At 46.0% G+C, this 530-nt stretch carries 2 tRNA genes and 1 rRNA gene; all 3 read left to right on the top strand.

Annotated features, from left to right (window positions below):
- Positions 1-76 (top strand): 16S ribosomal RNA (locus tag AACQ95_RS14385); the annotation flags it as partial.
- A gap of 73 nt (positions 77-149) precedes the next feature.
- Positions 150-226 (top strand) — tRNA-Ile (locus AACQ95_RS14380).
- Positions 227-242: 16 nt separating this feature from the next.
- A tRNA-Ala gene (locus AACQ95_RS14375) sits at positions 243-318 on the top strand.
- Positions 319-530: the final 212 nt, after the last annotated feature.

Below are 530 nucleotides of genomic sequence, written 5' to 3'. Positions count from 1 at the left end.
CACGGTGTGATTCATGACTGGGGTGAAGTCGTAACAAGGTAACCCTAGGGGAACCTGGGGTTGGATCACCTCCTTACCTTAAGATGACGTATGTTGTTGAGTGTTCACACAGATTGCCTTGATTCAAGTTTAGAGACAGTACACGAAGTGGGTCTGTAGCTCAGGTGGTTAGAGCGCACCCCTGATAAGGGTGAGGTCGGTGGTTCGAGTCCACTCAGACCCACCACTTCGTTCCAGATTATGGGGCTATAGCTCAGCTGGGAGAGCGCCTGCTTTGCACGCAGGAGGTCTGCGGTTCGATCCCGCATAGCTCCACCATAATCGGTACTGTATTTTGCGAGAAGCAAAAGCCATGTATTGAGCCTTGATGTTCAATCTATGTCTTTGACTTCTTTATGAAGTTTGCTCTTTAACAATCTGGAAAGCTGATTTAAAAAGTAGTTCTCAAACATTTGTTACAAGTGCTTTGGAAACTTCTTGGCGAAAACCAAAATTTATTTTGGTCCTTGTTGTACAGCAACAAGTCGCGT

Origin of the sequence: Aeromonas sp. MR19 (genome assembly GCF_963899305.1) — a bacterium.
In the GTDB taxonomy this organism is placed as follows: Bacteria; Pseudomonadota; Gammaproteobacteria; order Enterobacterales; family Aeromonadaceae; genus Aeromonas; species Aeromonas bestiarum.
This window is presented reverse-complemented; position numbering and strand designations above follow the sequence as displayed.